Below are 20270 nucleotides of genomic sequence, written 5' to 3' on the forward strand. Positions count from 1 at the left end.
AGCGGCAATCCTTGTGGGAGCGAGCAAACTCGCTCCCACAAGTGGCCATTCAATGCTGCTCGTCAGGTTTTTTCTTCAGCTTCGGGTTCGGGAAAAATTGCACGGCCTGAACCTTGGCATCCGGTGCTTTCAGCGCCGACGTGTTGACCCGCGTGCCCAATTCCTTGGGCACCGACAGACCTTGTTCATTCAGCGTGTCGGAATAACCGCAGGCCACGCACTCGCGATGCGGGACCTCGTCTTCGTTCCACATCATCAACTTGTCCGGCTCGCTGCAGGCCGGGCAGACTGCACCGGCGATAAAGCGTCTTTTGGTAATCACAGGTCCCTCGCTCATGCTGCAGCGTCCTCACTCAGGCCGCTGTGGCGCAAGAGTGCGTCAATCGATGGTGCACGGCCACGGAAGTCGACGAACAACACCATTGGCTCCTGAGAACCGCCGCGAGCGAGGATCGCTTCGCGGAACGCGCGCCCTGTCTCAGCATTGAGCACGCCGTCTTCTTCGAACTTCGAGAAGGCGTCGGCCGACAACACTTCAGCCCATTTATAGCTGTAGTAACCCGCCGCGTAACCGCCGGCGAAGATGTGGGCGAAGCTGTTCGGGAAACGGTTGTAGGCGGGTGGACGCATGACCGACACCTCGTCACGCACGCCTTCGAGCACTTGCAGCACGCTGCGGCCGTCGCCGTGGGTGGCGTGCAATTCGAAGTCGAACAGCGAAAACTCGATTTGGCGAACCATCATCAGACCGGACTGGAAGTTCTTCGCCGCGAGCATTTTGCCCAGCAGGTCTTGAGGCAGTGGTTCGCCGCTTTCGTAGTGACCGGAGATCAGCGCCAGGCCTTCCGGCTCCCAGCACCAGTTTTCCATGAATTGGCTTGGCAACTCGACCGCATCCCAGGCCACGCCGTTGATGCCGGACACGCCAGCGTGTTCGATGCGGGTCAGCAGGTGATGCAGGCCGTGACCGAATTCGTGGAACAGGGTGGTCACTTCATCGTGGGTCAGCAGCGCTGGCTTGCCGCTGTCCGCCGGAGTGAAGTTGCACACCAGGTTGGCCACCGGGCTTTGCAGTACGCCAACCGCCGTGCGGCGACGGTCGCGTGCGCCGTCCATCCAGGCACCGCCGCGCTTGTTGGCGCGGGCGTAGAGGTCGAAGAAGAAGCGGCCGACGTGCTGGCCGTTTTCCTTGATTTCGAACAGGCGAACATCCGGATGCCAAGTGTCGAAGCCTTTTTGTTCGGCGATCTCGATGCCGTACAGGCGCTGGACGATAGCGAACAGGCCGCTCAGCACTTTGTCGATCGGGAAGTAAGCGCGCAGGGCTTCCTGGGCAACGCTGTAACGTTGTTCGCGGAGTTTTTCACCGTAGAAACCGCTGTCCCAGCTTTGCAGGTCCGGACAGCCTTGTTCGGCGGCGTAGGCTTTGAGCTGTTCCAGGTCCTGAGCGGCGAACGGCTTGCTGCGCTTGGCCAGGTCTCGTAGGAAACTGAGAACCTGGTCGCTGGATTCAGCCATTTTGGTTGCCAGGCTCAGCTCCGAAAAGCTGGCGAAGCCGAGCAGTTTGGCCAATTCCTGACGCAGGTCGAGGATTTCTTCCATGACCGGGCCGTTATCGTTCTGACCGGCATTCGGCCCCTGGTCCGACGCGCGGGTGCAGTAGGCGGCGTAGACTTCTTCGCGCAGAGCACGGTCATGGGCGTAGGTCATCACCGCGTAGTAGCTCGGGAATTCCAGGGTGATCAGGAAGCCGTCCAGGCCTTTGCCCTGTGCCGCAGCGGCCATTTGCGCCTTGGCCGACTCAGTCAGGCCGGCGAGGACAGCTTCGTCGGTGACGTGTTTGGTCCAGGCTTGGGTTGCGTCGAGCAACTGGTTGGAGAATCGGCTGCCCAGCTCCGACAATTTACTCTGCACGTCGGCGTAACGTTTTTGCTCGGCTTCTGGCAGGTCGATACCCGACAGACGGAAGTCACGCAGGGCGTGTTCCAGGATAGTTTTCTGCGCCACGTCGAAACCGGCGGCCTGCGGGCTGTTGGCCAAGGCTTCGAAAGCCTGGAACAGTTCGCGGTTCTGGCCCAGCTCGGTGGCGTAGGCGCTCAGCGCTGGCAGACAGGCCTCGTAGGCTTCGCGTAACTCAGCGCTGTTGCACACGGCATTCAGGTGACTGACCGGGCTCCAGGCTGCGCCGAGGCGATCGTTGAGTTCGTCCATCGCCAGCACCAGGCCGGCCCAGGTCGGTTTTTTGCCCTGGGTTTTGAGGATCTCGATAATGGCGGCGCGGTTGTCAGCCAGGATCTGTTCAATGGCCGGTTGCACGTGTTCGGCACGGATCGCCGAGAACGGCGGCAGGTCGTAGGACTGCAAAAGAGGGTTGTTCACGCTCACGGTTGATACCTTGGCTGGAGAAACATGCAGCCATCTTAATTACAATCGACACTCACCGCAGCTATCAGCGACAGAGAGAGAACCTATCGTGTCCCTTCGCAAATATCAGAACCACGTGCCACTGCTGGGTAAAGGCGCTTTTGTCGACAGCTCGGCGGTGGTGATCGGCGACGTCGAAGTCGGCGAAGACAGCTCAGTCTGGCCGCTGACCGTGATCCGCGGCGACATGCACCGCATCCGCATCGGTGCGCGCACCAGCGTGCAGGACGGCTGTGTGCTGCACATTACCCACGCCGGACCGTTTAACCCCGATGGTTTTCCGTTGCTGATTGGTGACGACGTGACCATCGCGCACAAAGTCATGCTTCACGGTTGCAGCGTGGGCAGCCGGGTGCTGATCGGCATGGGCAGCATCGTCATGGACGGCGCAGTGGTCGAAGACGATGTGATCATCGGCGCCGGCAGTCTGGTGTCGCCGGGCAAGCATCTGGAAAGCGGGTTCCTGTATGTGGGCAGTCCGGTAAAACAGATTCGTCCGCTGACCGACAAGGAAAAAGCCTTTTTCACCTACAGCGCGGCGAATTACGTGAAGCTCAAGAATTTGCATCTGGCCGAAGGTTACGACCAACTCTGACGCGCGCCCTTATTCAGGATTCAACATGCATTACCAAACCGTTTTGTTCGACCTCGATGGCACCCTGACCGACCCGCGCGAGGGCATCACCCGTTCGATCCAGTTCGCCCTGGGCAAATTGGGCATCGATGAACCCGACCTGAGCAAACTCGAGCACTTCATCGGCCCGCCGCTGTTGCAGGCGTTCATGCAGTTCTACGACTTCGACGAACCCAAGGCCTGGGAGGCGGTGAATTTTTATCGTGAGCGTTTCAAGGTCACGGGCCTGTATGAGAACCGCGTGTTCGACGGTGTCACGCCCTTGTTGGAAACCCTGGGCGGGCAAGGGCGGCAGCTGTACATCGCGACTTCCAAACCGTGGATATTCGCCCGGGAAATCGCCCGGCACTTCGACTTCGCCAAACACTTCAAGGTTATTTACGGCAGCGAACTGGATGGCACGCGGACCAACAAAGTCGAGCTGATCGCCCACCTGATGAAGGAAGAAGGCCTGGACCCGGCCCACACCCTGATGATCGGCGACCGTAAACATGACCTGATCGGTGCACGCAGCAATGGGCTGGACGCGGCGGCGGTGGGTTATGGGTTTGGCAGCCGGGAAGAATTGAGCGCGGAAGCGCCGGCGTATCACTTTGAAACGCTGGATGAAATGCATCAGGCGTTTTTGCAGCGTTAATTAATACGCCTTCGCGGGCAAGCCTCGCTCCTACAGGCGTCGATAACCCTGTAGGAGCGAGGCTTGCCCGGGAAGAGGCCCGCTCAGCCACCGAAATTTTAGGATCCCGCCAATGCCTTCAAATCCGCCTTGCGCTCACCAACCGGCAACGCACCAAGCTTCTCGACCGCCGCATAAAACTTCACCCAATCCCCCCCAGACTGCCTGAACAGCGCCGCAAACGCCGGCACCCATTGGTCGTACAAACCGAACGGCAGCAATCGCGCATTGTTCATCGGCGCATTGACCCAGGCATCGTAGCGCTTGTCCCCGGCCCACTGGCTATCGCGCATCTTTCGATATTCACCGCGCAATCGGTCGAACTCCGCCGCTTTGCGCTGGCGCATTGGGTCTGTCGGCAACGGCATTGCGTATAGCTGTTCGAGCCGGGTGCGAGTATCGAGCACCAACTGAATAAACTGGTCCCGTTGCTGCGCCTGCGCATCGTTGTCCGGCGGCAGGTCGCGCAATGCACGCCATTGGCGTGTGCCTTCCTGCTCGACGAAGGTCGCGAAAGACTCGTTGAATTCGGTGTCGTCCTTCACATAAAAGCGCTGGTGCGCCAGTTCGTGGAAGATCAGCGTGGCCAGGCGCTCATCACCCCAACCCATCATCGAACTGATGATCGGATCGTTAAACCAGCCGAGCGTCGAATACGCCTCGACTCCGCCGATCGACACGTCCATACCTTGCAATCGCAGCAACGCCGCCTCTCCACGTGCCGCGCTCTGGCTGTAATAACCACGATAGGCCACGCAACCGGCGACCGGAAAACAATGGTTTTGTGGTGTCAGGGAAAATTCCGGCGTGGCAAAGACATTCCAGACTACAAATGGCCGCCCAATGTCGGCGTACAAGCGGTAGCTCTGGTTGTCCGGCAGATGCAGGTGCTGGCTGGCAAACGTGCGGGCCTTTTGCGATTGGGCCAGATGCGCGCGCAGTTGCTGATCGCGGGACGGATCGGCGATCACCTCGGAAACGGGCTCCCGAGCCCGCAACAATTGCAGCTGACCGCTGGCCAATTGACCGTAATAGCTGACACCTGCGCAACCGTTGAGCAACAAAAACAACGCACCCGGAAACAAAACGCGTAAAACGCGATCAAGTAACCCAAGGCTTGGAAGCGGCCTGATCAAAATAAAATCATCCCTGGAGAGTCTGCCCGCAAGACTATCCCGCCTGACTGGAGCTCCGCTATGCGCAAGATGATGCTGACGGGAGGCCTGTTGATGCTGACAGGCTGCGCTGGTTTCGGATTACCCCATCATGATCCGTCTCAAGCGTGGATCGACCTCGAATCGAAGCAGGAAGATACGGCCCTGCAAGCACTGGAGGTCGATGACAAAGCCGCCACCGACAAACGTTTTTTTGAAGTACAGCCCGGCAGCCATGAGCTGACGGTGCGCTACCAATTTCCGGTCCAGCCGACCAACATCGGCCCCGATGCCGAGCCGCTGTGGCGTGATTGCCAGCTGAACGTGAAGTTCAAGGACTTCAACGCCGGTGAGCGGTATCAGCTGCAAGCAGGGAATATCGGCTTTAGGCCGTGGGCAAAGCTCTATGATCAACAGCGAAAAGTGATTGGCCAAGGCACACCGGCAGGCTGTCAACGCACCTGATCGGCGTTATGCTGAATGTCCAATCCTTGGGATATTCATCATGCGCAGGTTGATGTTGCTGCTCGCTGCTAGCGTCGTTGCCGGTTGCCAGAGCCCGCTACCGGCGGTCAATCCGCAGATGGCCTGGGTCGACTTTTCCACGCCATTTCCCAACGACAAATTGTTAATGGCCGAACGCCTGGACAAGCAGCGGTTGCGCGACGGGCGTTTTTTCCAGGTCACTCCCGGTAGCCATGAGCTGATTGTTCGTTTCGACTTTGAGGTGCCCGGAGGGGGTGGCTTGGGGGTGATGGATGGTCCCTCGGAGCGGTTGTGCTACCTGACCATCAACTACGATCATTTCGAAGCCGGCCAGCGTTATTTGCTGGAAGGCCGTTCGATGGCGTTCACCCCCGGCGCCCGTTTGTACAACGCCAAGCGGGAGATAGTCGCTGAAGATCGAGAGTCCTACTGCCTGTGAAGCGAATCAGCGATCGTTCTTCTGGTAGATGATTTTCTTGGTACCGCCCTCGCAGGAGCCAACGACCATGTTCTGATCGTGCACTTCGTCATTGGAGACGATTTCCAGGGTATAGGACGAGACGTTGTTGGCCTGGATCTTGGCTTCGATCTCGGCCTTGAGCTCTTCACAGGACTTCGGCGCGGCGAAGGCCGAAGTGGCCAGTGTGAAACAGATAATCGCCAAGGCAAAACGTTTCATGGTTGAAGCTCCCTTGAGGCAGCGCGCAGGTGATGCGCTTTCCACTGCTGTCATTTATTCGACCACAGGTACGTCTGTCAGGTTTTATTTCAGCGCAAAAAAGATCGCAGCCTGCATCAACTCTGTAGGAGCTGCTGCAGGCTGCGATCTTTTCGTATAAACACGAAATTAGCTGACGAGCGTCGCCTCCAGGCTGATTTTCGCATTCAACACTTTGGACACCGGGCAACCTTCCTTAGCCTTGTTGCTCAGCTCCTCAAATTGCGCCTGGGTCGCCCCGGGAATTTTCGCCTTGAGGATCAATTTTACCGCCGTGATCGAAAAACCGCCGTCCACCTGGTCAAGGGTGACTTCGGCCTGGGTGTCGATGCTGTCAGCCTTGAGGCCGGCATCGCCGAGAATCATTGAAAACGCCATCGAGAAGCAACCTGCATGGGCTGCGCCAATCAACTCTTCTGGATTGGTACCCTTGCCGCCCTCGAAACGTGCCTTGAAGCCGTAGGGTGCTTCTCTGAGTACGCCCGTCTCAGTGGAAATCGAGCCGATACCGGTTTTCAGATCACCTTCCCAATGAGCCGATGCTTTCTTTGTAATAGCCATGCCTGCCTCCTCAAGATCCGGCGCGAAGCGTCGCGCCTTTGTGGTTTCGGTTGCTAGGGTTCTGAGGGTAGACGAGGGTGCAAAGTTCACCTGATCTCATTAGTCCTACCGTTTTCGTAGGAAATTTCACCTGAGCTATTGAAACTCGGGTATATGCCCTCATTGCATGAAACACGCTTATGGATTCGGCAGGTTTTCGTTTGTAAGAAAAAACCTGCGCCCTCAATTGGAGAAGCAGGTTTATGAAACATCTGTCCGATATCAAGTTTTCGACGCTCGATCTGGTACCCGTACGGGAAAACGGCAGCGCGGCCCAGTCGCTGCGCAACTCTCTGGACCTGGCGCAGCATGTCGAAAAATTCGGCTACAACCGCTTCTGGGTTGCCGAACACCACAATATGGACGGCATCGCCAGTTCCGCGACCTCGGTATTGCTTGGCTATCTCGCCGGCGGCACTTCGACTATTCGTGTCGGCTCTGGTGGCGTGATGCTGCCCAACCACGCGCCGTTGGTCATCGCCGAGCAGTTCGGCACGCTTGAAAGCCTGTACCCAGGCCGGATCGATCTTGGGCTGGGCCGCGCCCCCGGCTCCGATCAGATGACCGCCCGCGCGCTTCGCCGTGAACGCTCGGGCAGCGCGGATGATTTTCCGGAAGACGTGGCCGAACTCATGCGTTACCTCGGCCCGCGCACGCCGGATCAACGCATTATCGCAATGCCGGGTACCGGGACCAATGTCCCGGTCTGGCTGCTGGGTTCCAGTCTGTTCAGTGCACAGCTGGCCGGTGAGCGCGGTTTGCCTTACGCCTTCGCTTCGCATTTCGCACCACGCTTCATGCATGAGGCGATTCGCGTCTACCGCAATCACTTCAAGCCATCGGCGGTACTGGATAAGCCCTACGTGATGCTCGGCGTACCGCTGGTCGCGGCGGACACCGACGAACAGGCCGATTACCTGGCGACCTCAGTCTATCAGCGCATCCTCGCGTTGATGCGTGGTCAGAGTCTGGTGCAACGTCCGCCGGTGAAAACCATGGATGGCCTGTGGTTGCCGCATGAAAAAGAAGCGGTCGGTGATTTCCTCGGGCTGGCAATGGTCGGCAGCCCGCAGAAAATCCGCGCCAAACTGGACGTGCTGATCGAGCAAACTCAGGCCGACGAACTGATTTTCACCTGCGACCTGTATGAACATGCTGATCGCGTCCATTCCTACGAACTGCTGGCGCAGGTCATGAAGGGCTGACGCTCAAAAGGCGTCCACAAAAAGCCGGCGCTTGCGTGTCGGCTTTTTTATTTGCGAAGGAATCGACCTACTTTTTGTAGACGATTTCCTTGGAGCCTTTTTCACATTTTCCGACGACTTTCCCGCCGGCCGAAGCACCTTTATCGACGATTTCCAGTGAATAACCAGAAACGCCTTTTGCATCCAGTTTTGCGGCAATTTCGGCTTTCAGCTCTTCGCACGACTTGCCATCGGCAAAGGCTGTCCCCGCAAGGCTCAATAAACCTACCGCCAAAATAAACTTCTTCATCGGTCGCATTACCTGGTCGGATCAAAAGGAGCATCCAGGCATCTGCCTGATGCACTCGTGTAGCGATATGCCATTTCCCTATGGCATTCGGCCAGCGCGTAAGTTCAGCAGGCTGGCTCAAACTCAGCTGCTGGCAATCCGGAACCCGACTTTGAGCGTCACCTGGAAATGCGCAGCCTTGCCGTCCTTGATGTGCCCGCGGGTCTCGGTCACTTCAAACCATTCCAGATGTTTGATGCTTTTGCTGGCCTCGGCCAGTGCGTTGTTGATGGCGTCTTCAATGCTGGTGGGGGACGAGCCGACCAGCTCGACTTTTTTGTAGGTGTGATGGTCAGTCATGGCGTTCTCCTTAGGGTGTGAAATACAGCCTAGCAGTGATTTTTCGTATTACTTCTGTCGGCCAGTCCCACAGGGAAGTTCAGATTTACTGCACTTTCTCGAACCCCTGAAGTCCCAACCAACACACGCAACTCAATCAATGCAGGAGAGCCACCATGGCCAACACCTCTTTACGTAAAGCCTCATTGCAAAGCATGGAAGCCGAGATCGAGAGTCTGCTGAAATCTCTGGAAAACTTAAAAGACGATGCCTCCGACGAGTCGCGCAAAACCCTCAAGGCGTTGAAAAGCAACGCCGAGAACGCGCTGAAACATTCGCGCCATCTGCTCAGCGATGCGTACGAAGAAGTCAAAGTCAAAACCCGTGAAACCGGGCTCGCCACTCGGGACTACGCTCAAGAACACCCTTGGACTACGGCCGGCGTCGCAGTGGGCGCATTGGGTTTGCTCGCCGCTTATCTGCTGTGCAAACGCGGCGACTAATCCGCCTGGCGCAGCTCGTTCTTGAGCCATTGCGCCAGTTGCCGAGCGCGACCGTCGGCGGCGCGCTTGGGTAGCCACAACGCCAGTTGCGCCGGGGTTTCACTGAAACCCCATGGTGCAACCAGGCGACCGGCCTTCAGGTCCTCGGCCACCAACGGTTCAGGCGCAATCGCCACACCCAGGCCGGCGACAGCGGCTTCCAGCAAATAATACAAATGCTCAAATCCCTGACCGTACTTCAACGCCTTGGCGTCGAGGCCGCTTTGCTGTGCCCAGCTAGGCCAGGCCTGTGGACGCGAGGTGGTGTGCAGCAATGGTTCGGTCAGTAATTCGCTGGCCTGTGCTTTTTCGAGCCTCTGGTAACCGGTAAAGCGAGGGCTCATCACCGGGCCGATTCGTTCGCTGGCGAGTGAGTAGACCTGCATGTCCGCCGGCCATGGAGGCTCGGCAAACACCAGTAACGCGTCCAGCCCGGGCTTGCGGGGATCGAGATCGCCTTCTCCGGCCGACAAGTGCAGGCGCAAGTCCGGCAGGTCTGCGTTCAACCGTCCGAGGCGTGGAATAAACCAGCGTGCCAGCAGGCTTCCCGAGCAGCCGAGCACGAATGGTGCGTCGGCGGTGCTTTGGGTCAGCTCGGCACACACAGTGCGCAGACGCTCGAAGGCTTCGCCGCTGACATCACGCAAACGCTCACCGGCATCTGTGAGTTTAATGCCGCGTCCATCCTTGATGAACAGGCTCACGCCAAGGTGTTCCTCGAGCACCTTCAATTGCCGACTGACGGCCCCGTGCGTAACGTGCAGCTGTTCGGCCGCCTGGCTGACACTGTTCAGGCGCGCGGTGGCTTCAAAGGCGCGCAGGGCGTTTAGCGGAGGAAGGTCATGGCTCATTTTATCTGTGAGTTTTCCTGACAGGTTGTGGCGATCTTATCGGTTTTCAGCCTGTGACGTCAGGGGTAGAGTAAGGCCCATTGTCATCTCACGCATTCAACTGGAGCGACCCATGACCCAGACTAATCTGCGCACCGGCCCCGACACCAACGGCATGTTCGGTTCGTTCGGTGGCCGCTATGTCGCCGAAACCCTGATGCCGTTGGTCCTCGACCTGGCCCGGGAATACGAACTGGCCAAGGAAGATCCGGCATTCAAAGAAGAATTAGCCTACTTTCAGCGCGACTACGTCGGTCGTCCAAGTCCTCTTTATTACGCCGAACGTCTGACTGAGTTCTGTGGCGGCGCGAAGATTTACCTCAAACGCGAAGAGCTGAACCATACCGGCGCGCACAAGATCAACAACTGCATCGGCCAGATCCTGTTGGCGCGACGCATGGGCAAGAAACGCATCATTGCCGAGACCGGCGCCGGCATGCACGGCGTGGCGACTGCCACCGTGGCGGCACGTTTTGGTCTCGACTGTGTGATCTACATGGGCACCACCGACATCGAACGTCAGCAAGCCAACGTGTTCCGCATGAAGCTGCTGGGGGCCGAAGTCATCCCCGTGGTGGCCGGCACCGGCACCCTGAAAGACGCGATGAACGAAGCCCTGCGTGACTGGGTGACCAACGTCGACAGCACGTTCTACCTAATCGGCACCGTGGCGGGCCCGCATCCTTACCCGGCGATGGTTCGCGATTTCCAGGCCGTGATCGGCAAGGAAACCCGTACTCAACTGCAAGCACAGGAAGGTCGCCTGCCAGACAGCCTGGTAGCGTGCATCGGCGGTGGCTCCAACGCCATGGGGCTTTTCCATCCGTTCCTTGATGACAAAAGCGTTGAGATCATCGGCGTTGAGGCGGCGGGTTACGGCATCGAAACCGGCAAGCATGCGGCCAGTCTGAATGGCGGAGTCCCAGGCGTGCTGCACGGCAACCGGACGTTCCTGTTGCAAGACGACGACGGGCAGATCATTGACGCCCACTCGATCTCCGCCGGCCTCGACTATCCAGGTATCGGCCCGGAGCACGCTTGGTTGCACGACATCGGCCGCGTTCAGTACACCTCGGTGACCGATGACGAAGCCCTCGACGCATTTCACAAATGCTGCCGTCTGGAAGGGATTATTCCTGCACTGGAAAGCGCCCATGCCCTGGCCGAAGTGTTTAAACGCGCACCGACCCTGCCGAAAGATCACCTAATGGTGGTCAACCTGTCCGGTCGTGGCGACAAAGACATGCAAACCGTGATGCATCACATGGAACACTCTCAACAAGAGCACTCTCAGCAGGAGAAACACTGATGAGCCGCCTGCAAACGCGCTTTGCCGAACTCAAGGAACAGAATCGCGCCGCCCTGGTGACCTTCGTGACCGCCGGAGACCCGAGCTACGACACGTCCCTGGCGATCCTCAAAGGCTTGCCCGGCGCCGGCGCCGACGTGATCGAGTTGGGCATGCCTTTCACCGATCCGATGGCGGATGGCCCGGCGATCCAGCTGGCTAACATCCGTGCCCTCGGCGCCAAGCAGAACCTGGCGAAAACCCTGCAAATGGTTCGCGAGTTCCGTGAAGGCAACACCGAAACGCCGTTGGTGCTGATGGGTTACTTCAACCCGATTCACATGTACGGCGTGCCGCGCTTCATTGCCGACGCGAAAGAAGCCGGTGTTGATGGCTTGATCGTGGTCGACATGCCCCCGGAACATAACGCCGAGCTTTGCGACCCGGCTCAAGCCGCTGGCATCGACTTCATCCGCCTGACCACCCCGACCACCGACGACGTACGCCTGCCAACCGTGTTGAACGGTAGCTCCGGTTTCGTTTATTACGTGTCTGTCGCCGGTGTGACCGGTGCGGGCGCGGCCACTCTGGAACACGTCGAGGAAGCGGTCGCCCGTCTGCGTCGCCACACCGACTTGCCGATCAGCATCGGTTTCGGCATTCGTACACCGGAGCAAGCAGCGTCCATTGCGCGTCTGGCCGACGGTGTGGTGGTGGGGTCGGCACTGATCGATCACATCGAGAATGCCTCGACGCCGGACCAGGCGATTGATGGCGTGCTGGGCCTTTGCTCGGCGCTGGCAGAAGGCGTGCGTAAGGCGCGGGTCAGCTGAAGGTAAAGTTTCTGATACAGAGGAATTAGAGCCTCGCAGCACAGACTAATCAGCAAGACCGAGGGCTTCAGGACTACGTTCTGAAGCCCTTTTTGCTGTACGTGCAGTGAGGAAAGACCTGATGAAAATGCCGAAACGTCTGATTGCCAGCGTGGGTGTGCTGATGTTGAGTGCGACCCCGTTGCTGCACGCCAGCGCCGATCAACGCGACGATCACGACCACGGCGGCCCGCAGCAGGGCCAGTACGATAATCACGGTAACAACAATCACGGTGATGATCAGCGTGGCCAGGACAACCATCGCGGTGGCCCACCGCCACGTGACTTCGGTCCGGTGCGCCAGTCTATTCACGATAATCACGGTTATTTCGTACGCGGTGCGCCGCCACCTTCAGGCATTCATCTGGTCCGTGGCCGGCCTCTGCCTCACGGTTATTATGGCGAGCGCCTGGATAACCGCGCGCTGGCGCATTTGCCGTATTACCAAGGCTACGAATGGCGCCGTGCGGGGGGTGACATTGTGCTGATCGCCGTGGGTACCGGGATCGTTTATGAAGTTCTTGAAGGGGTGCTCTAGCAGTTCATCGAGTCTTCGCAGGCTGACTCGCCTATGTAGCAGCTGCCGAGGAATGAGGCTGCGTTGGGCTGCGCAGCGGCCCCCGAGGGCGGTCCTGCGGACACGCAACGCAGCCTCGTGCCTCGGCAGCTGCTACAAGTTCTGCGTTGTTTCAATCAGGGCAGCTCCAACCCACCCGCCGCCTTGTGCAACTTCCTCAAATGCTCGCCAACCTGCTTCAGGTTGGCTTCATTGGCAGCCATTTCGGCCGCTCGGCTCGGCTCAAGCAACGCTCTCACTTCCTTGTCCAGATCGCCGGTCAGCGCCTGAAGCTGCTTCTGTCGCAGGCTGCTTTCCGATTCCAGATGTTGCGATTCGTTGGGCTGCGGCAAGCCATATCCGCCGGTACCGAGCAACTCTGCCGGACGGCTGAGGAAGCCGCTGTTGGCGAGAATCTGCTGCAAGGTCGCGTTGGCCTTGTCCATGCCGCCGTTCTTCAATTCCCGAGCGCCCAAATAGCGTTGTTTGACTTCGTCCTGAGCCAGCAGCAACTGCTGGCGTAAGCTGGCTTGCTCCAATAGCAGCAATGCCGCGCTGGTGCGCAAATCCGCCTGATCGAACCACTTGCGGCGTTCTTCAGCTTTCAATGCCATCCAGTCTTCGACCGTTTCCTGCTGAATTGGCAAGCGCTTCTTCAGCACTTCAAACATCGCTTGATAGCGGTCGCGGAAAGAGTCAAAGCGATAACCCAGACGCAGTGCCTCACGCGGATCGTCCAGCACGCTGGTGTCCGCCAGTCCGCGGCCTTTGAGCACTTCCAGCAGGCCGTTGGGCATGATGCTGTCTAGGCCGACCAGTTGTGCATTGTTGGTGCCGCCGCGCAGTAACTTCAATTCTTCTACCGCGCAGTTGTTGGACAGGAAGAAATAGTTGCCGTCGTAACTCCAATGCATCTCGGCGGCGCGTTCCACGACATCTTCGATTTCGCTGCGCGACAGGTTCAGCGGGACCGATGCCAGGCTGCGCAGTTCGGTCTTGGTGTACTCATCGATCACTTGGGACAGAGGCAGTACAAACAGGCGCGACGGGTATTTTCCCACCAGTCCATCCCAGCTCGACAGCTGTACATCACCCACGAAGGCGCGGTAAGACAACACCAGGTGTTGATCCAGATCCAGCCTGCAGTCCGGCCCACGTGGTCGGCCCGGTGCACAGATCACCAGCCGCAACATGCTATGGCCCCAGCGGCTGACCCAGTTCTGGTTGGCTTCAGCCAGCAGATAGTCGACGGCATAAACCCGTTCCGGGTCGACCTGGCCCAAAGGTTGTTTGGCGAAGTCGTTGCCGGCGTTGAGAAATGCGAAGGATTTGGCACAAGTAGCTTTGGCGGCGGGAGCCCAGCCAAAATGTTCTTTGTAGTAGCGGTACAGTGCAGGCCGGCGACAATCGTAGCTCGGGTCAAGGAGGAAATACTCCATGTTGACCGCGACGAATTCCTTGGGGCTGGACGTCTCGTAGATGTCCGGGCTGCGGGCGATCTGTCGATTGTGCTGTTCGCGTTCGCCACGGCGACCAACGTATTGCTGCCAGCCGGCCAGATCTAGCAGGCGCGGATCATCGCTCAGTGTGAAGCGTCGATCGGTCTGACCGCGACATTGGTCGGGAATACCAATCAGCCCTGAGCTGTTGTTGCGTCGGGTGCAACTCTGAATCAGCTTGCGTTCCGCGTCTGGCCACAGGCGTGAGCGGTCATAAATGTGAGTCAGCTCATGCAGCACGGTAGCGAGCATTTCCTGGCGCACGGTGCCATGGGGGCGATAAGTCTTTTTGGTGGCGGCACTGCCATCGGTGAGGCTGGCGAGCAAGTTGCGGTTCAGGTCGAGTTCAGACACCAGCGACGCCTGGCCATAGGCGTTACTCGGCATGTCGTCGGTCCAGCCGACGTCGATGCGTCGGTCGAGTTGTTCGATGAACCGCGGGGGCAACGCCTGCAGGGCTTCATCGAGCAACGCCTGGCTGGCCTGCTGTTGCGCGGGGTTCAGTCCGTCGGTCTTGAGCTGTAACTGTAAGCCAGCCAGGGCCGAGTTGCCGAAAAGCAACAAGACCCCGGCCACCAGCCAGGCGCCTGCGGACCTCACAGTGCGAGGATGGCTTCGGCGAGCACCTGATCACTGGCATCGCGCGCTTCCGGCACACGGGTGCGCAGCGTGTTAAAGGCTGCTTCCAGGTGAGCGCCGCGGATGTCGCCGTCGCTGGCAACGAAACTGGCCGCATCGTCGTGCGCTTCACGGACGATCTTCGAGTCACGGATGGACGTCGTGGTATCGGAAGTGAAGTCAAGGGTGCGCCGGGTAGCATTGATGAGGATGTTGCTGGTGGCTACCAGGGTGTGCGCCTGGGCCACGTCGGCCAACAACAGCAGGCCAAGGGTGGCAGCAATCAGTGGGTTACGCATGGAACGACTCCGGAGGAACAAGGATATTTATTGGACGAGAATTGCTTGCGCCAGTTCAAGGTCGCTTGCATGAAGTTTTGGCTGGGTCCGACGCAGATGAACTCGCCCAACAGGCCGTTACGAATACTGGGGTGATCAACAGATTTGAAAGAAAACGCATGAGACTCGATAGCTGAAAGCGAGTCCCAAGGCTAGCGCAACCCCCGGTCTAGAGCCAGCGTCGATACATTGGGACACGACAGGCGTGTCCCTTGTCTGGCAGGTCGCTTAGATAGTCAGAATCGCTTGCGCCAACTGTGCATCCGTCGCGTTCAGCTGCGGAGCCTGGTGACGAATATGGTCGAGGGCGCTTTCCAGTTTCACACCACGGATAGTCCCTTCACTGGCGACGAAGCTGGCTGCGTCATCCCGGGCTGCGAGAACAATTTTGTCGTCATGAAACGATGATGTGACATCGGAGGTTGCGTCGGAACTGGATTTCAGGGCTCCAACGACGGCATCGGTGGTCACGATAAAACTGGTGGCGTGGGAATTGGCAGCCACGGCAAGCAGGGCTGCAGCGCTGAGCAGACGAAGTCGGGACATGGTGTAACTCCTATTGATAAACCAAGTGAAAGGTGGCGCAGCATCTGTTGGATCAGACGCCTGTAGCGCAGGGTTCGCCACGTTCTGATTTGATATTAGGCCTGCTGGCAGGGATTCGAACAGTCCTGTCTGTGCCCACAGTGCTCTATCGCCAGAACGGTTTATCCAATTCGTTGACACGGTCAGCGTGGCTGATGCCCAAATCCGACAGTTGCCGGTCATTGAGCTGACCCAATAATCGTCGGGTTCTGGCTCTTTCCAAGCTATTGGCGAGCCCCCTCAGTAATGCGCGAAGCCAGCGCAAACGGGATTTTGTCTGGGGAGTGAGAGCGCAAACTTCCAGTACGTGATTCATGGCGCATTCCTTTTGCTAGCGGTCGGTGAGTCATGGTGACCTTGGCCGGACTTTCACAACAGATACACTGCGACATAATTGTACTGGTTCAGTTTGATTGTATTAAAAACTGTACTTGTATTTGATGTTGCCAATTGTGTGGCCGTTTAAACGGCCCAAAACGACAAAACCCGTCGTGGTTTCCCACGACGGGTTTTGTTTTTTCAATTCGGGTTGCTGGCGGTGGACCCTACAGGTCAGAGCCAGCGACGCTAACTTAGCGCCAGAACGGCTTGCTCAGCTCTTCGTAGCGTTGTGATTCGCTAATCCCGGCATCAGCCAGCAGACGCGAATCCAGGCGAGCCAATTGATGGCGGCTGGACAAACGACGCTGCCACAACATCAGGTTGGCAAGAACGCGAAGAGGCATGGAAGCCTGGGTTTTTGCAGCGGTGTCTTCGAAGAACAGTTCGGAACTGAGTGTACGTTCCATGGTTTTCATCCTTCCGCTTGTGGCGGGATTAGGTAGTGGTTTGACTGGTGCCCATGATCCTCTCGTTTGCCTAGTCTCTGTAGATACAGTTCACCTGTATTGTGAGAGCTCAGTTAACTGTTTAAAGGCAGTGTACTGGTCGAAATTGAGGCAACTGTACTTGTAGGCACTAAAAAGGTGCGTATTTGTTGATTTCAGCGAAAATGGTAGGTGAATACGGTAGGAAATGACCGGTACAGCAGTACAGTTTTAAACAGAAAATCTATTCGAGAGAGCAAGCTGACGAAATTGTGTTTGCGCCAGCCGCCATCTGTATCAATTACACCGTCAGCATCCGTCCGGTTTCTTCCAGATTTATGTGCCAGCTCAGGGCATCGCGAAGAATATGCGGCGTGTGCCCACCCACCGCGCAAGCGGCAGTGAAGTAATCATTCAGCGCTTGGCGATAGTCGGGGTGCACACAGTTGTCGATGATCACGCGAGCACGCTCCCGCGGCGCCAGTCCTCGCAAGTCTGCCAGGCCGATCTCGGTCACAAGGATGTCGACGTCATGCTCCGTGTGGTCGACGTGGCTGACCATCGGCACCACGCTGGAGATGGCACCACTCTTGGCGATCGATTTGGTGACGAAGATTGCCAGATGCGCGTTGCGCGCAAAGTCGCCCGAACCGCCGATGCCGTTCATCATTCGCGTGCCACAGACGTGGGTGGAGTTGACGTTGCCGTACAGGTCGAACTCCAGCGCCGTGTTGATGCCGATAATGCCGAGCCGGCGCACCACTTCCGGGTGGTTGGAAATTTCCTGTGGGCGCAGGACCAGTTTGTCTTTATAGCGCTCCAGATTGCCGAAAACGTCGGTATTGCGCCGAGCAGACAAAGTAATCGAACTGCCGGACGCAAAGCTCAGCTTGCCTGCGTCAATCAGGTCGAAGGTCGAGTCCTGAAGCACTTCGGAGTACATCGTCAGGTCTTCGAACGGCGAATCGATCAGGCCGCACATCACCGAGTTGGCGATGGTACCGATGCCGGCCTGCAACGGGCCCAGCTTGTTGGTCATACGCCCAGCTGCAACTTCCTGTTTGAAAAAGTCGATCAGGTGGTCGGCAATGGCCTGGGTGTCAACGTCTGGCGGCAACACAGTCGATGGCGAATCAGGCTGGTTGGTGATCACGATCGCAACGATCTTTTCCGGCGGGATCGGGATAGCGGTGCTGCCAATGCGATCGTCGACTTTCACCAGCGGAATGGGTGTGCGCGTTGGGCGATAAGTCGGGATATAGATGTCGTGCAGACCTTCGAGGTTCGGGTTGTGCGCCAGGTTGATCTCGACGATCACGTGCTTGGCGAATATCGCGAAGCTGGCCGAGTTGCCAACCGAGGTAGTGGGCACGATATGGCCTTGCTCGGTAATCGCAACAGCCTCGATGACCGCGATGTCCGGCAGTTTGAGCTGCTGATTGCGCAGTTGCTCGACGGTCTCCGAGAGGTGCTGGTCAATGAACATCACTTCGCCGGCGTTGATTGCCTTGCGCAGAGTGCTGTCGACCTGGAAGGGCATGCGTCGGGAAAGAACGCCGGCTTCGGTGAGTTGTTTGTCCAGGTCATTGCCCAGACTTGCGCCGGTCATCAACGTGATTTTCAGTGGGGTGATCTTGGCGCGCTCGGCCAATGCATGGGGCACGGCTTTGGCTTCGCCGGCGCGAGTGAAACCACTCATTCCGACGGTCATGCCGTCCTCGATCAGGGCGGCAGCGTCAGCGGCGCTCATCACCTTGTCCAACAACGAAGGCAAGCGAATACGATCACGGTACATGGATTGTTATCTCGGGCAACGGAAGCAAGGTTCGCAGTCTAGTAAATTTGCCGGGTGCCCGTCCCGCTACCAAGGTCGCATTAAAGGCGTCTATTTAGCTGTTTTCAGACAAAACACCGTTACCGGATCGGTAATAGGCGCAAACAAAAACGCCCCGACGAGTCGGGGCGTTCAGGTTGCCGAAGTCAATTAATCGACGGCTTTAACCATGTCTTCAATGACTTTCTTGGCGTCGCCGAAGACCATCATGGTTTTGTCGAGGTAGAACAGTTCGTTGTCCAGACCGGCATAGCCGCTGGCCATCGAACGCTTGTTGACGATGATGGTCTTGGCCTTGAACGCCTCGAGAATAGGCATGCCGGCAATCGGCGATTTCGGGTCGTTCTTCGCGGCCGGGTTGACCACGTCGTTCGCGCCGAGCACCAGCACCACGTCGGCCTGGCCGAACTCGGAGTTGATGTCTTCCATCTCGAACACCTGGTCGTAGGGCACTTCGGCCTCGGCCAGCAAAACGTTCATGTGCCCGGGCATCCGACCGGCAACCGGGTGGATCGCGTACTTCACGGTCACGCCACGATGGGTCAGCTTCTCGGTCAGCTCTTTCAGCGCATGCTGCGCCCGTGCTACCGCCAGGCCGTAACCCGGAACGATGATCACGGTGTCGGCGTTGGTCAGCAGGAAGGTCGCGTCGTCAGCCGAACCGGATTTCACCGGGCGGGCTTCCTTGGCACCTGCAGGACCGGCATCGGCCGTATTGCCGAAACCACCGAGCAGCACATTGAAGAAGGAGCGGTTCATCGCCTTGCACATGATGTACGAGAGGATCGCACCGGACGAACCTACCAGCGAGCCCGCGATGATCAGCATCGAGTTGTTCAGCGAAAAGCCGATACCCGCTGCTGCCCAACCGGAATAGCTGTTGAGCATCGATACCACGACCGGCATGTCTGCGCCGCCGATCGGGATGATGATCAGCACGCCCAGCACGAAGGCCAGGGCCAGCATCAGGGCGAAAGCACTGAGGTCGCCGGTCAACATGAAGGTCACGCCGAGTGCCAGTGTCGCCAGGCCCAGCAGCAGGTTCAGCTTGTGCTGGCCGCCGAACTGTACGGGCGCACCCTGGAACAGGCGGAACTTGTACTTGCCAGCCAGTTTGCCGAAGGCGATGACAGAGCCGGAGAATGTGATCGCACCGATGGCCGCACCGAGGAACAGTTCCAGACGGTTACCGGCCGGGATCGCGTCACCGAGCTGCGGGACGATGCCCAGCGACTGTGGCTCCACCACGGCAGCCACGGCGATGAACACCGCTGCCAAGCCGATCATGCTGTGCATGAACGCGACCAGTTCGGGCATCTTGGTCATTTCAACGCGTTTGGCCATGATCGAACCGGCAGTGCCGCCGATCAGCAGGCCGACGATCACGTAGACGATACCGTCATGGGCCAACTCGGTACTGAGCTTGTAGATCAGGCCGACCGTAGTAAGGATCGCCAGGCCCATGCCGAGCATGCCGAACAGGTTGCCGCGACGCGACGTGGTTGGGTGCGAGAGCCCCTTGAGCGCCTGGATGAAGCAGACCGAGGCGATCAAATACAGGGAAGTAACCAGGTTCATGCTCATGCTTGCTGCACCTCAGCCTTGACTGCTTCGGCCTTGGCTGCCGGAGCTTTTGCTGGAGCCGCTTTCTTCTTGAACATTTCCAGCATGCGCCGGGTCACCAGGAAGCCACCAAATACGTTGACCGCGGCCAGGGCCACGGCCAGGGTGCCCATGGTCTTGCCCAGCGGAGTTACGGTGAGGGCGGCGGCGAGCATGGCGCCGACGATCACGATGGCCGAGATGGCGTTGGTGACAGCCATCAGCGGTGTGTGCAGTGCAGGGGTCACGTTCCAGACCACGTGGTAGCCGACATAGATGGCCAGTACGAAGATGATCAGGTTGTAGATACCGTGAGAGATCAGCATGTCTTCCATT

Annotated in this window: 25 protein-coding genes and 1 pseudogene; 9 read left to right on the top strand and 17 right to left on the bottom strand. The window is 58.3% G+C overall.

All coding sequences use genetic code 11. The features are described 5' to 3' along the window. Window positions 1-49: 49 nt before the first annotated feature. Together ACA052_RS00525 and prlC are read right to left on the bottom strand one after the other, a co-directional pair. A complete protein-coding gene (locus tag ACA052_RS00525; RefSeq protein ID WP_497647929.1) occupies window positions 50-337 on the bottom strand; it encodes a YheV family putative zinc ribbon protein in 288 nt (95 codons plus the stop codon). Continuing rightward, window positions 334-2385: an oligopeptidase A gene (gene prlC / locus ACA052_RS00530; protein WP_497647930.1), complete on the bottom strand. Its 2052-nt coding sequence runs from the start codon at window positions 2383-2385 to the stop codon at window positions 334-336. Before prlC ends, ACA052_RS00525 begins: the two co-directional genes overlap by 4 nt. Before the next feature lie 88 nt (window positions 2386-2473). Between prlC and ACA052_RS00535 the strand changes: the two genes are divergently transcribed. Together ACA052_RS00535 and ACA052_RS00540 are read left to right on the top strand one after the other, a co-directional pair. Continuing rightward, window positions 2474-3019, top strand: coding sequence for a gamma carbonic anhydrase family protein (locus ACA052_RS00535; RefSeq protein ID WP_497647931.1), 546 nt, complete (start codon window positions 2474-2476; stop codon window positions 3017-3019). A 25-nt stretch (window positions 3020-3044) separates the two neighbouring features. Then, entirely contained in the window at window positions 3045-3695 is a 651-nt protein-coding gene (locus ACA052_RS00540; RefSeq protein ID WP_497647932.1) for an HAD family hydrolase, read from the top strand. 98 nt (window positions 3696-3793) lie between these two features. Here the strand turns inward: ACA052_RS00540 and ACA052_RS00545 are convergent, their stop codons facing one another. Continuing rightward, window positions 3794-4870 carry an aminopeptidase gene (locus tag ACA052_RS00545; protein ID WP_497647933.1) on the bottom strand — a complete coding sequence of 359 codons (1077 nt, stop codon included), beginning with the start codon at window positions 4868-4870 and terminating at the stop codon, window positions 3794-3796. Between the two features lie 60 nt (window positions 4871-4930). Here ACA052_RS00545 and ACA052_RS00550 point away from each other — a divergent pair, with 60 nt between their 5' ends. Together ACA052_RS00550 and ACA052_RS00555 are read left to right on the top strand one after the other, a co-directional pair. Beyond that, window positions 4931-5353, top strand: a complete 423-nt coding sequence (locus ACA052_RS00550; RefSeq protein WP_497647934.1) for a PA0061/PA0062 family lipoprotein — start codon at window positions 4931-4933, stop codon at window positions 5351-5353. A gap of 40 nt (window positions 5354-5393) precedes the next feature. Then, window positions 5394-5813 carry a PA0061/PA0062 family lipoprotein gene (locus ACA052_RS00555; protein ID WP_497647935.1) on the top strand — a complete coding sequence of 140 codons (420 nt, stop codon included), beginning with the start codon at window positions 5394-5396 and terminating at the stop codon, window positions 5811-5813. A 6-nt stretch (window positions 5814-5819) separates the two neighbouring features. Here ACA052_RS00555 and ACA052_RS00560 read toward each other — a convergent pair whose 3' ends face one another. Together ACA052_RS00560 and ACA052_RS00565 are read right to left on the bottom strand one after the other, a co-directional pair. Further along, on the bottom strand, window positions 5820-6053 hold the full coding sequence (locus ACA052_RS00560) for a DUF1161 domain-containing protein (protein WP_497647936.1): 234 nt from the start codon (window positions 6051-6053) through the stop codon (window positions 5820-5822). A gap of 168 nt (window positions 6054-6221) precedes the next feature. Next, a complete protein-coding gene (locus tag ACA052_RS00565; protein WP_497650415.1) occupies window positions 6222-6653 on the bottom strand; it encodes an OsmC family protein in 432 nt (143 codons plus the stop codon). Window positions 6654-6895: 242 nt separating this feature from the next. Here ACA052_RS00565 and ACA052_RS00570 point away from each other — a divergent pair, with 242 nt between their 5' ends. Next, entirely contained in the window at window positions 6896-7897 is a 1002-nt protein-coding gene (locus ACA052_RS00570) for an LLM class flavin-dependent oxidoreductase (RefSeq protein WP_497647937.1), read from the top strand. A gap of 67 nt (window positions 7898-7964) precedes the next feature. Here the strand turns inward: ACA052_RS00570 and ACA052_RS00575 are convergent, their stop codons facing one another. After that, on the bottom strand, window positions 7965-8186 hold the full coding sequence (locus tag ACA052_RS00575) for a DUF1161 domain-containing protein (protein ID WP_497647938.1): 222 nt from the start codon (window positions 8184-8186) through the stop codon (window positions 7965-7967). A 123-nt stretch (window positions 8187-8309) separates the two neighbouring features. Continuing rightward, window positions 8310-8525, bottom strand: a complete 216-nt coding sequence (locus tag ACA052_RS00580; RefSeq protein WP_149412791.1) for a dodecin — start codon at window positions 8523-8525, stop codon at window positions 8310-8312. Window positions 8526-8680: 155 nt separating this feature from the next. Between ACA052_RS00580 and ACA052_RS00585 the strand changes: the two genes are divergently transcribed. Continuing rightward, on the top strand, window positions 8681-9007 hold the full coding sequence (locus tag ACA052_RS00585; protein ID WP_497647939.1) for an ElaB/YgaM/YqjD family protein: 327 nt from the start codon (window positions 8681-8683) through the stop codon (window positions 9005-9007). Here the strand turns inward: ACA052_RS00585 and ACA052_RS00590 are convergent. Next, complete coding sequence (locus ACA052_RS00590; RefSeq protein ID WP_497647940.1) at window positions 9004-9897, bottom strand: LysR family transcriptional regulator; 894 nt, start codon at window positions 9895-9897, stop codon at window positions 9004-9006. The genes ACA052_RS00585 and ACA052_RS00590 overlap by 4 nt on opposite strands. A gap of 112 nt (window positions 9898-10009) precedes the next feature. Here ACA052_RS00590 and trpB point away from each other — a divergent pair, with 112 nt between their 5' ends. The 3 genes from trpB to ACA052_RS00605 all read left to right on the top strand — a co-directional run bounded on the left by trpB (window position 10010) and on the right by ACA052_RS00605 (window position 12634). Continuing rightward, window positions 10010-11245 (top strand): tryptophan synthase subunit beta, encoded by a 1236-nt coding sequence (gene trpB / locus ACA052_RS00595; protein ID WP_497647941.1) that lies wholly within the window; start codon window positions 10010-10012, stop codon window positions 11243-11245. Beyond that, entirely contained in the window at window positions 11245-12057 is an 813-nt protein-coding gene (gene trpA / locus ACA052_RS00600; RefSeq protein WP_497647942.1) for a tryptophan synthase subunit alpha, read from the top strand. The genes trpB and trpA overlap by 1 nt, the downstream gene beginning before the upstream one ends. A 121-nt stretch (window positions 12058-12178) precedes the next feature. Beyond that, window positions 12179-12634 carry an anti-virulence regulator CigR family protein gene (locus tag ACA052_RS00605; RefSeq protein WP_497647943.1) on the top strand — a complete coding sequence of 152 codons (456 nt, stop codon included), beginning with the start codon at window positions 12179-12181 and terminating at the stop codon, window positions 12632-12634. Window positions 12635-12789: 155 nt separating this feature from the next. On the opposite strand, the gene ACA052_RS00610 is transcribed toward ACA052_RS00605, so the two are convergent. The 9 genes and pseudogenes from ACA052_RS00610 to ACA052_RS00650 all read right to left on the bottom strand — a co-directional run bounded on the left by ACA052_RS00610 (window position 12790) and on the right by ACA052_RS00650 (window position 20269). Continuing rightward, window positions 12790-14751 carry a DUF7844 domain-containing protein gene (locus tag ACA052_RS00610; protein ID WP_497647944.1) on the bottom strand — a complete coding sequence of 654 codons (1962 nt, stop codon included), beginning with the start codon at window positions 14749-14751 and terminating at the stop codon, window positions 12790-12792. Beyond that, a complete protein-coding gene (locus tag ACA052_RS00615) occupies window positions 14748-15068 on the bottom strand; it encodes a DUF2388 domain-containing protein (protein WP_497647945.1) in 321 nt (106 codons plus the stop codon). Before ACA052_RS00615 ends, ACA052_RS00610 begins: the two co-directional genes overlap by 4 nt. Before the next feature lie 27 nt (window positions 15069-15095). After that, window positions 15096-15167 (bottom strand): annotated as a pseudogene (locus ACA052_RS00620) (DUF2388 domain-containing protein); the annotation flags it as partial. A gap of 168 nt (window positions 15168-15335) precedes the next feature. After that, complete coding sequence (locus ACA052_RS00625) at window positions 15336-15653, bottom strand: DUF2388 domain-containing protein (RefSeq protein WP_497647946.1); 318 nt, start codon at window positions 15651-15653, stop codon at window positions 15336-15338. A 145-nt stretch (window positions 15654-15798) separates the two neighbouring features. After that, window positions 15799-16008, bottom strand: coding sequence for a DUF1127 domain-containing protein (locus ACA052_RS00630; protein WP_497647947.1), 210 nt, complete (start codon window positions 16006-16008; stop codon window positions 15799-15801). Between the two features lie 256 nt (window positions 16009-16264). Then, complete coding sequence (locus ACA052_RS00635; RefSeq protein ID WP_497647948.1) at window positions 16265-16480, bottom strand: DUF1127 domain-containing protein; 216 nt, start codon at window positions 16478-16480, stop codon at window positions 16265-16267. Between the two features lie 319 nt (window positions 16481-16799). Then, window positions 16800-18293, bottom strand: a complete 1494-nt coding sequence (gene scpC / locus ACA052_RS00640) for a succinyl-CoA:acetate CoA-transferase ScpC (protein WP_497647949.1) — start codon at window positions 18291-18293, stop codon at window positions 16800-16802. A 189-nt stretch (window positions 18294-18482) separates the two neighbouring features. Next, window positions 18483-19916 carry an NAD(P)(+) transhydrogenase (Re/Si-specific) subunit beta gene (locus ACA052_RS00645; protein ID WP_497647950.1) on the bottom strand — a complete coding sequence of 478 codons (1434 nt, stop codon included), beginning with the start codon at window positions 19914-19916 and terminating at the stop codon, window positions 18483-18485. Then, window positions 19913-20269: an NAD(P) transhydrogenase subunit alpha part 2 gene (locus ACA052_RS00650; RefSeq protein WP_007992881.1), complete on the bottom strand. Its 357-nt coding sequence runs from the start codon at window positions 20267-20269 to the stop codon at window positions 19913-19915. Before ACA052_RS00650 ends, ACA052_RS00645 begins: the two co-directional genes overlap by 4 nt. Between the last annotated feature and the right edge of the window lies 1 nt (window position 20270).

This window comes from Pseudomonas sp. LBUM1644 (genome assembly GCF_059716195.1).

Bases quoted from the DNA above. Each gene is read 5' to 3' on its own strand.
- ACA052_RS00525 (WP_497647929.1), bottom strand. From the start codon at position 337: ATGAGCGAGGGACCTGTGATTACCAAAAGACGCTTTATCGCCGGTGCA.
- ACA052_RS00540 (WP_497647932.1), top strand. From the start codon at position 3,045: ATGCATTACCAAACCGTTTTGTTCGACCTCGATGGCACCCTGACCGAC.
- ACA052_RS00550 (WP_497647934.1), top strand. From the start codon at position 4,931: ATGCGCAAGATGATGCTGACGGGAGGCCTGTTGATGCTGACAGGCTGC.
- ACA052_RS00555 (WP_497647935.1), top strand. From the start codon at position 5,394: ATGCGCAGGTTGATGTTGCTGCTCGCTGCTAGCGTCGTTGCCGGTTGC.
- ACA052_RS00560 (WP_497647936.1), bottom strand. From the start codon at position 6,053: ATGAAACGTTTTGCCTTGGCGATTATCTGTTTCACACTGGCCACTTCG.
- ACA052_RS00565 (WP_497650415.1), bottom strand. From the start codon at position 6,653: ATGGCTATTACAAAGAAAGCATCGGCTCATTGGGAAGGTGATCTGAAA.
- ACA052_RS00570 (WP_497647937.1), top strand. From the start codon at position 6,896: ATGAAACATCTGTCCGATATCAAGTTTTCGACGCTCGATCTGGTACCC.
- ACA052_RS00575 (WP_497647938.1), bottom strand. From the start codon at position 8,186: ATGAAGAAGTTTATTTTGGCGGTAGGTTTATTGAGCCTTGCGGGGACA.
- ACA052_RS00580 (WP_149412791.1), bottom strand. From the start codon at position 8,525: ATGACTGACCATCACACCTACAAAAAAGTCGAGCTGGTCGGCTCGTCC.
- ACA052_RS00585 (WP_497647939.1), top strand. From the start codon at position 8,681: ATGGCCAACACCTCTTTACGTAAAGCCTCATTGCAAAGCATGGAAGCC.
- ACA052_RS00590 (WP_497647940.1), bottom strand. From the start codon at position 9,897: ATGAGCCATGACCTTCCTCCGCTAAACGCCCTGCGCGCCTTTGAAGCC.
- trpB (WP_497647941.1), top strand. From the start codon at position 10,010: ATGACCCAGACTAATCTGCGCACCGGCCCCGACACCAACGGCATGTTC.
- trpA (WP_497647942.1), top strand. From the start codon at position 11,245: ATGAGCCGCCTGCAAACGCGCTTTGCCGAACTCAAGGAACAGAATCGC.
- ACA052_RS00605 (WP_497647943.1), top strand. From the start codon at position 12,179: ATGAAAATGCCGAAACGTCTGATTGCCAGCGTGGGTGTGCTGATGTTG.
- ACA052_RS00615 (WP_497647945.1), bottom strand. From the start codon at position 15,068: ATGCGTAACCCACTGATTGCTGCCACCCTTGGCCTGCTGTTGTTGGCC.
- ACA052_RS00625 (WP_497647946.1), bottom strand. From the start codon at position 15,653: ATGTCCCGACTTCGTCTGCTCAGCGCTGCAGCCCTGCTTGCCGTGGCT.
- ACA052_RS00630 (WP_497647947.1), bottom strand. From the start codon at position 16,008: ATGAATCACGTACTGGAAGTTTGCGCTCTCACTCCCCAGACAAAATCC.
- ACA052_RS00635 (WP_497647948.1), bottom strand. From the start codon at position 16,480: ATGGAACGTACACTCAGTTCCGAACTGTTCTTCGAAGACACCGCTGCA.
- scpC (WP_497647949.1), bottom strand. From the start codon at position 18,293: ATGTACCGTGATCGTATTCGCTTGCCTTCGTTGTTGGACAAGGTGATG.
- ACA052_RS00645 (WP_497647950.1), bottom strand. From the start codon at position 19,916: ATGAGCATGAACCTGGTTACTTCCCTGTATTTGATCGCCTCGGTCTGC.
- ACA052_RS00650 (WP_007992881.1), bottom strand. From the start codon at position 20,269: ATGGAAGACATGCTGATCTCTCACGGTATCTACAACCTGATCATCTTC.